This is a genomic window from Pseudomonadota bacterium (genome assembly GCA_022572885.1).
Classification (GTDB): Bacteria; Pseudomonadota; Gammaproteobacteria; order Steroidobacterales; family MnTg04; genus MnTg04.
In genome coordinates, this window is sequence record JACZVC010000006.1 from 97,645 (window position 1) to 106,674 (window position 9,030).

Annotated in this window: 6 protein-coding genes; 4 read left to right on the forward strand and 2 right to left on the reverse strand. The window is 59.6% G+C overall.

Going from position 1 to position 9,030, the window contains the following annotated elements:
- Positions 1 to 95 precede the first annotated feature (95 nt).
- The gene (locus tag IIA05_03745; GenBank protein ID MCH9026216.1) at positions 96 to 2,240 is read left to right on the forward strand and encodes a tetratricopeptide repeat protein; all 2,145 of its coding nucleotides are present in this window, start codon (positions 96 to 98) and stop codon (positions 2,238 to 2,240) included.
- Positions 2,241 to 2,249: 9 nt separating this feature from the next.
- Here IIA05_03745 and IIA05_03750 read toward each other — a convergent pair whose 3' ends face one another.
- Positions 2,250 to 3,863: a tetratricopeptide repeat protein gene (locus tag IIA05_03750; protein MCH9026217.1), complete on the reverse strand. Its 1,614-nt coding sequence runs from the start codon at positions 3,861 to 3,863 to the stop codon at positions 2,250 to 2,252.
- 33 nt (positions 3,864 to 3,896) lie between these two features.
- Complete coding sequence (locus tag IIA05_03755) at positions 3,897 to 5,633, reverse strand: CRTAC1 family protein (GenBank protein ID MCH9026218.1); 1,737 nt, start codon at positions 5,631 to 5,633, stop codon at positions 3,897 to 3,899.
- A gap of 250 nt (positions 5,634 to 5,883) precedes the next feature.
- Here IIA05_03755 and IIA05_03760 point away from each other — a divergent pair, with 250 nt between their 5' ends.
- The 3 genes from IIA05_03760 to IIA05_03770 form a co-directional block, all read left to right on the forward strand.
- Positions 5,884 to 7,722 carry a tetratricopeptide repeat protein gene (locus IIA05_03760; GenBank protein MCH9026219.1) on the forward strand — a complete coding sequence of 613 codons (1,839 nt, stop codon included), beginning with the start codon at positions 5,884 to 5,886 and terminating at the stop codon, positions 7,720 to 7,722.
- Positions 7,723 to 8,040, forward strand: a complete 318-nt coding sequence (locus IIA05_03765; protein ID MCH9026220.1) for a hypothetical protein — start codon at positions 7,723 to 7,725, stop codon at positions 8,038 to 8,040. It begins immediately after the preceding gene.
- 139 nt (positions 8,041 to 8,179) lie between these two features.
- On the forward strand, positions 8,180 to 9,030 hold an 851-nt coding region (locus tag IIA05_03770), incomplete at its 3' end, for a recombinase family protein (GenBank protein MCH9026221.1).

The window sequence follows — 9,030 nt, forward strand, 5'->3', positions numbered from 1 at the left end:
TTCCAAACATATTATTCATTAGCCCCCAAGGCAAGTCTGGCACTTGCCCGGCTGGCAGGAAGCCGCATAATGCGGGCACGACAGCAGGAAATATTTTGACCGATCCAAAAAACCCACATGCTGAAATAACCCGCCACTACGCGCTGGGAGAGTCCGCCCACCAGCATGGTCGGCTCGAAGAGGCCAGGCAGCATTTCGTCGCGGCATTGCGGTTGGACCCCGAGCACACCGATGCGTTGCATTCTTTGGGCAGCATAGATGCGGCGCTCGGTGAGTTTGATGACGCCGAGAGGCTGGTCCGCAAGGCCATCGCCATCAACCCCATGCAAGCAGGTTTCCTCAACACGCTTGGCAATATCCTGCGGGCGCGCAGGAAATACCAGGAAGCGGCTGCTGTTTACCAGCAGGCGCTGCAGCTTCAACCTGGACTGGCAGTGGCTCACAACAGTCTCGGCATGGTGTTCAAGGAGCAAGGCAATCACGAACAGGCCATCGAGTGTTACTTCAAGGCCCTGGAGCTGGATCCGGAGAATGCAGCGGTTTACAACAATCTGGGCAGGGTCCTTAATAATCGTCGCAAATTCGACGAGGCGGCCGATGCGTTCCTGCGGGCGCTCACCATCCGGCCGAGGTTTGCCGAAGTGCATAACAATCTAGGCCATGTTTACCGCGCCCAAGGCAAACTGGATAAGGCGGAAGAATGTTTCAGAAATGCGATCAGCTGCGATGCAGAACTGGCTGGCGCTTATCACAATCTCGGCACCGTCCTGATGATGCGAAGCCGCCCATTGGATGCGGCCGATGCCTTTTCTACAGCATTTCGGCTGAATCCAGGCGATCTGCTCTCCAGGCTCAACGAGGGAATCAGTCTGCATACTGCAGGAAATTTGTCCGCGGCGGTCATTGCCTACCAGGAAGTACTGAACCGGACACCTGAGAATTCGAAAGCATGGATGGCGCTGGGACTGGTTTTCAATGAACTCAGGCAGTCTGGGGAGGCTCGCGATGCGCTTGAGAAGGCGATTGCCAGCGATCCGGAAAACTCTCGTCCTTATGCGGAGCTGGCGGCGCTGCACGAGGACCTTAATCAGTTGGAGGAGGGGATGACGGTAGCCCTGCAAGGGTTGGCGATCGACCCAAGGGATCCTAGGATCAACCTGGAGATCGCCAAGTTTGACAGGCGCAATGGAGATATCAAACAGGCGATAGACCGCCTTGAGAGATTCGATTTGTCGGCAATGGATCACCGCCTGGGACAGCAGTTCAGTTATGAACTCGGTCTTGGGAAAGACCGCGCCGGGGAGTTTGAGCAGGCTTTCGAACTATTCGAGGCGGCCAATCGCCATGGCCGGATGAACGAAAGGCTGCAACAAGTCGACGCGCAGCGGTTCCTCAAGAAAATCGACGACTTGCATGCATTTTTCGAACGCGAGGATACCGGTAGCTGGCCCGTGCCGGAGCCCGTCGATCCGTCTGATACGCCGGTATTCCTTTTCGGTTTTCCGAGGTCCGGAACGACACTGACGGATCTGCTTCTCGATGGTCACCCGATGATACAAACGCTCGAGGAGAAACCGACCATCAACGCCGTCGAGATGGCGATCGCCGGCGACCAGCCCGGCTACCCGGAAAAATTGAAAAGCCTGGATAGCGGTGAATTGGCAAAGCTGAGACAAATCTATTTTGCCGAAGTTGACAAGCATGTCGAGCGGGACAAAAAAATGATTATCGTCGACAAGCTGCCGATTCGTACGGTGCATGCGGGATTAATCTGGCGGCTGTTCCCCGACTCGAAAATCGTGTTTTCCGCGCGCCACCCTTGCGATGTCTGCCTGTCCTGCTTCATGCAGCAGTTCAACAGCAATGACGCCTTTGCCAACTTCTTCAGCCTTGAAGACACGGTCAACATCTATGACAAGGTAATGCGGCTGTGGCAGACCTATGTCGGCAGGCTGGCCTTGAATGTGCACATGGTGCGCTACGAGGATCTGGTCGGAGATCTTGAGCAACAGGCAAGAAACCTGCTCCGTTTCCTTGGCGTAGCCTGGCGGCCGGAAGTGCTGGCATTCAATGAGAAAGCAAAACAACGAGGACGCATTGCGACCAATAGTTATCATCAGGTTACCGAACCGCTATACCAGCGAGCCGTGGGCCGCTGGTTGTCCTATGCGGACAAGTTAGAACCTTTCATGGCGATCCTCGAGCCACACATACACTACTTCGGCTACAAAGACGCCTGAGTGGACCGTTCAGCGTGGCGCCGGCAGGCCGGCTATCCGCCGTTTGTCGGCAAGCGAGGCCGGTGGCGGAGAGTAGAATGGACTGTCCTCAGGCCATGGCCTGACGGCGGTCATGCCCTGCCGGTATCGTACCAGGTTGTCCTGCGCGAATCTTTTGGCCCCTCCGCCGGGCATATTGGTCAGCAGCGACTGCTGTAACCGGATCGCTTCGCTGGTTTCACCGTTGGCCGTGAGCACCATGGCCAGCGTTTCAGCACTGTCCAGGCTACGCAGGGTTTCGAACATTTGCCTCGCCAGCGCCAGCCATCGCCGTTTGTCCACCAACACAGCCGGCGGGCAACTCGAGCCCGAACGGATCAGACCCTGATTCAAGGTGCCGGAGTTCGCCTGCCGGGTCAGCGCACGTTCCATGGCCGCGACCGCAGCAAGACAATCACCGCTCGCGTGCAGGGACAGCGCCAGTCTGAACAACAACAGCACATCGACATTGTCGGCGTCATCGATTTGCTGGAACAGTTCGACGGCCTGCTTGAATTGTTTCTGCCGCATGCGCAGATTGGCCAGCAACAACTTTGGCGGTTCGGCTTGTGGATCGCCGGCGATCGCGATCAGGTAATGCTTCGCGGCCTGGTTATCGTCACCGGTGTCCTCGAGCAGGCGGGCCTTGCTGTAGTGCGCTTTGGCGGAATCCGGGTCGAATTCCAGCGACAGCTCGACTTGTACCCTTGCCTGGTCGGACTTGCCAAGCAGCTCAAGCACCCACGACAGGGCCAGATGCGTGGTGGCGTCGCCGGGCCTGGATTCCAGCGCGAGCCGGTAATTTTTTACCGCGGCGCGCAGGTCTCCGCGCTCGAAAGCAGCCAGGCCCTGGTCCAGGTAGGATCGTGAGTTGCGGTGCAGGGCGCTGAGTTCTATCAACAGCTTGTCTTCGAACCATGGGGTGACGGTGCCCCGCTGCTCCAGGTGTTGCCGCGCCAGTTCGCGGTCCCCGGTCTGCCGGTAAGCCATCGCCAGGTAGTAATGCAGTTGGTTCGCTGTGGGCTGGATTTCGACAGCCGTCTCGAGCTGGCCGATGGCGCGCTCGAAATCCCTGTTGGCGATGTTGAATCTCGCCATTCCGGTCAATGCCGCCGCATGTGCAGGGTCGATATCGAGAGCGCGCGAAAAAGCGGCCTCGGCTTTAGTCAGTTGCCGGTCATCGAGGTACACCTGTCCCAGGTGTACCCAGCCAGCCAGGTAATCGGCGTCCAGTTGCATGGCTTGCAGGTAATATTTTTCCGCCTCCGGGTAGTTGCCAAGACGTTGATGACTGAACCCAAGCAGGTAGGGCCAGCGGAAATCGTTTTCATCCAGCGCGATGGCGTTGGCATAACTGGCCTGGGCGGGGCCGTGCATCTCGTACGCATGGTAGAGCATGGCCATATTTCCCCAGGCTGCGGATTGCTGTTTTTTGCCGCCGGCCACCGATTCAATGCGCAGCCGCCCTTCCATCAGCCACTTCTGCACGCCGGGTTCCAGCCCGCTGAGATCGGGGTGACCGATCTCCTGGAGCTGAACTCCCCTGGCGCAACCGGCAAACATCATCAGCGCTATCAGGAATGAGACCGGCTGCCGTACGCTCATGCCCGGGAAATTCCTGGTCTGCTTTTTGGCAGGCTAGTCATCTGCCGGCCGGCCCTTGCCGCGCTCGATGCGGTGGTAACGATCGGCCGCCAGCCCGGTAAACGACTCACGCCTCCCGTCCGGCCAGAGTACGAAGAGATGCTGATCGCCAGCGTCGCCGCTGAGCCCGATAATTACCCTGGGGTCGTTTGCCGATGCGTAGCTGCCATCGCGCCGGGTCCGCCGCCATTTGCGTTTTTTGCCGTCATTCACCAACGCGACCCTGGCGCCGATGATCGGGTGGCCCCGGGTGGATACCAGCTCGAGTCCGAGCCAGTGGTTGCGAGCGCCCACCTGGTTGATCAACAGCCGTGCCGGACCGTTGTTATTGGTTATTAGGACATCGATGTCGCCATCGTTGTCGATATCTCCAAATGACGCGCCCCGACTGACTTCCGACAATTCAAAAACCTTCCCAGATTCGGCGCTTACTTCCTGGTAATGGCCGTTGCCGAGGTTCAGGTAAAGCTGGTTTCGCTGATGATGTGGATAGGGGTCCTTTGCCGCGACCAGTTCCTCGATATGGGTCACGGCGCCGTTGACCATCAGCAGGTCCAGCCAGCCATCGTTGTTGTAATCGAACCAGCCGACACCAAAGCCGGTATAGGAGAAGCTGTCTTTCGCCAGACCCATGGATACGGTCTGGTCCTCAAACCAGCCGGTTCCGTCGTTGATATAAAGGGTATTGGTTTCCCTCGCCAGGTGCGTCATGAACAGGTCGTCATCGCCATCGTCATCGAAATCGGCCGCATCTACGCCCATGCTTGCTTCCGGGGCGCCATCCATATTAAATGCCGCCCCCGCCATTAGCGCGTCGTCGACAAAACTGCCGTCTTGCTGGTTGATCCACAGAAAGTTGGCAGCGCCGTCATTGGCCACATAAATATCCAGCCATTGATCGCCGTTGAAATCCGTTGCAACGACGCCGAGTGCACCACCGATTGCGCCGATTCCGGCCTTCCGCGTCACATCCTCGAAACGGCCGTCGCCCAGATTCCGAAACAGTTTATCGACAGTGCCAGCGTAGGTTTTGGGGCCACAATATTCCCGCGTGGCAGTCTTGGAAAAGCAGGGGATTCGATTTTCCCAGTCAAATTCGACATAGGTCGCCACATACAAATCCTGCCAGCCGTCCTTGTCGTAATCAAGAAAAACGGCGCTGGTACTCCAGCGCGGATCATCGACGCCAGCCGACGCAGTGACGTCACTGAAGCTGCCATCGCCGTTGTTGAGCAACAACTGGTTGTTATCCAGATTCATCACGTAGAGATCTGGAAAACCGTCATTGTTGATATCGCCGGTTGCCACACCCATGCCATATCCAGTGCCAAGCTCGCCCGATTCCTCCGTCACATCGGTGAAACGAATCAGCGTCTTTCCATCATCGCCGGTCCTGGTGTCGTTTCTGTACAGGCGGTCGCTCAAGGGCAGCGGGTGCCGGGGTGGAAACAATGCGTCATTAACCTGTTTGCCGGGACCCAGCGTGGTGCCCTGGACGATATAGATGTCCAGGTCGCCATCGCGGTCGTAATCGAAAAGGGCGCTGCCGGTACCGACGATCTCAGGAAAGTAGATTTCGCCCGACATGCCGTTGAAATGAAAAAAGTCTATGCCGCTTTCGCTGGCGATATCGATAAATACTTCCTCCGGATTCGTCGGTCCGGGGAACAACAGGCACACAATGCTTGCATATGCCGTTCGACGCAGCTTTGGCAGGTTTATGGAGATCATCGGCTGGCGCGTATCCTTTGAATTTGTTTAGGGCCTGGCGGCGCCGGATTGTGCCTTATTTATTGCCGGATTACCCGAACCGGAAACGGCGCACTTATCGCCCACAGTCCGTCCCCCGAGGCGAATCTGATAAACTGCGGCCTCTATTCTGAGGCTTTCAAATGACCCGGACAAGCATGAAATCGGGACCCGTAGTCGCCCACGTCAATTCCTGCAGCATTTCGCCGCCGGTGGATGCTGAGGTATCCTGATGCCGTATAACGCGACCAGGCTCGGCGAGCTACTGGCGGCAGATGGGGCGAAATCGGCGCTTGACCCTTGTCTCGATGCCCTCGCGAGGTCACCCGAAGACGCTGGTCTGCACCATGTGTATGGCCGGGTGCTGAATAACCTGAACCGTCTCCCGGAGGCGCTGGATGCGATAAACCGGGCAGTCGGGATCGAGTCCGGAAACCCGCTGATGTATGCGCATCGTGGCCATATCTTGCTCAGGCTGCAGCGGATGGGCCAGGCCGCCGATGATTTCCAGCGCGCGTTGGCTCTGGAACCCTCTCAAGTCGTTGCCCTTGGCGGCCTGGCCAGTATTTGCCTGGCCAAAGGCCGAGCCGCGGAAGCGACGGCCTTGTTGTTACGCCTGACCGATTGTGACCCGGATAACCATAGGCACTGGTTGAACCTGGGCCTGGCGAGGCATGAATCGGGATTATTGCATGAGGCGGAAGAGTCGTTTCGAACAGCATTGGAGCACTCGCCCGGGGACCCGGATGTTTTCTGCGGTCTGGCGAGCGTATTGCAGTCGCAGGGGCATCTGGATGAAGCCGGCGAGTGGTTTGCCAAGGCGCTTCACTTGCAGGCGGATCACCCGCAGGCGACGGCGGCAATCGCGGGGATCCGCGAGTTGCAGGGAAAACCCGATGAGGCGCTGGCAATGCTGCGGCCGTTGCTGAGCAGCGAGTCTGGTGAGGTTGCGCCCGCCGTCGGCTGGCTGGTCGGGGCCGTCCGTCCGAGGCCGCCGTATCCGGTGCTAGTCCTTGTGTCTGAGCAGGGCTCAGGGAAGACGCTGGCCGCCAAGTGTCTACGGTCGTTGATCGACCCATCGGCGGTCCCGCTCCGAGCGATGCCGAAGGACGAGAGGGACCTCGCGATTGCCTCGCGAGGAAACTACATTCTCGCCTTCGACAACATCTCACACATCCCTGCCTGGCTGAGCGACGCGCTTTGCCGTATCGCGAGTGGGGAAGGCTGGGCCACTCGACGCCTCTACACCGACGCGGAAGAGGAGGTCTTCACGTTCGCTCGACCGGTTCTCATGACCGGAATCGACGACTTCGTCGCTGCGAGCGACCTTCTGGACCGCACACAGCTGGTGGGACTCCCGTCCATTCCGCCTGAACGACGTCGGCGTGAGAGCGAGCTGCTGGAGGCGTTCGAAGCGCTACGTCCAAGCCTGTTCGGGGCGCTCCTGGATGCCGTTGCGATGGCGCTTCGAAACCGCCACAAGACATGGACTGGGCTGCCCAGGATGGCGGACTACGCGTCGTGGGTCATGTCGGCCGAGCCCGCTCTCCCCTGGCCGCAGGGAGCCTTTATCAAGAGCTTCTCCGACAGCGCAGCGTTGGCCCATGAAGTCGTGCTCGACGCCTCTCTTATCGCGGAGGAGATGCGCGGGCTGGCGCTTGCCTGCGAGCCGGAGGGCTGGGAGGGTACGTCGACCGAACTCCTGCGCGAATTGGAGAGGCGCGTGGACGATACGACCCGACGGGGGCGCTCGTGGCCGAAGACGGCAAGGGCGCTGTCCAATCAGATCCGTCGCATCCTGCCGGCCCTCAGGGCCATCAATGTCGCCGTGACGTTCCACCGGGAGCCACGAGCAACGCGGCGCCGGCTGATCAAGTTGGTTCCGATGCAAGATCGAGTGGACGATCTCGATGCTGTGGACGCTGGTGAAGTGGACGATGTGGACGCAGGATCGCTAGGAGTGGACGCAAGCGAGACCGCCGCTGATGCGGAAATCGAATCTAGAATGGACGATGTGGACGCAGTGGACGATGAATTCTCTTCTTTAGAAGAGTGGGAGGAGGAGATCTAGGTGAACGCTTTGGAGATCGTGCGCGCTGTGCAGGAACACGGGGCGCAACTCGTAGAGGAGGATGGTCGCCTCGTGGTGAAGGGCACTGGTGAGCGGTTGCCCGATGACCTCCGTTCGGAGCTCGGACAGCACAAGGCGGCCGTGCTCATCGCACTCGGCTGTCCGTTCGACAGGGCGGTGGCCAGCATTCTGGACGACCTGCGGCCCCACCTCGCGCCCGCACTGCGAGCTCTGCCGGATGAGCGACTGCTGGCGCTGGTGAACTGGCATATCTTCGCCGCTTGGGAGAAGGCGCTGCGGGAGTTCGGGAAAAGATAGTGAAATTCACCGTCCACTTCGTCCATTCGTCCACGGCACGTGACGGAGTCAGCGCGAGCGGGGCGCAGACGCGACTTGCCCTGTGCGCGACGGTGATGCATATATGTGGCACCTCGGACTCGCCTAGGAGAGCGATGAAGTGAGAAACGGTTCGAAGCCAGGGCTCGCGATTCTCTACGACCGCGCCTCGACCGCGCACCAGCGCGACAACTGGTCGCGTGCCGACGCCAACCGCTTCCTGGAGAGGGTCGTGGCCGAGCACGGCTACGAGGGCGAGGTTCGCCAGGAGATCAAGTCCGGCGAGAACCTGACGGACCGTCCCGTGATGAAGCAGCTCCTCAAAGAGATCGCCGAGGGTAAGATCGCCGCGCTCGTCACCCAGGACTTCACTCGCCTATCGCGCGACGAAGACGGCATCGACGGTCGCGTCATCCGCCAGGTCTGCCGCGACGCCGACACGCTCATCATCACGCAAGAGAAGACCTACGACTTCTCTAACGACGGCGATGACCTCCTGGCCGACCTGAACTTCTTCGTCGGGAAGATTCACAAGCGCCAGAGCCTCCTCGCACTCACCCGGGGCTTGAAGGAGAAGGCCCGCCAGGGCAAGCTTGAGCCGACGTACGCCATGTACGGCTACGATTGGTCGGAGCGCTGGCCGGACGTTGATCCGCCCCAGGGCGCCAAGCCAGGTGCGAAGAAGCCGGGCGCGAAGCTGGTCGTGTTACCTGAAGAGGCCGACGTCGTCCGGCGCATTTTCAACCTGTACGAAGAGGTGAGCCAGCGCCAGGTGGCGATGCGGCTCAACAAAGAAGGCGTGCGCAAGTCCGTGAAGTCCCGCGCCTGGCGGCGGAAGGTGCAATCCAGGGAGAACGGCGAGCGGGTGTTCCTAGAGCGCGCCGAGGAGCGAACCGATCGCATGTGGACGCCCAAGGACATCAACGACATCGTCTCCAACGCCCTCTACGCCGGCCTCCTGACCTGGGGCAA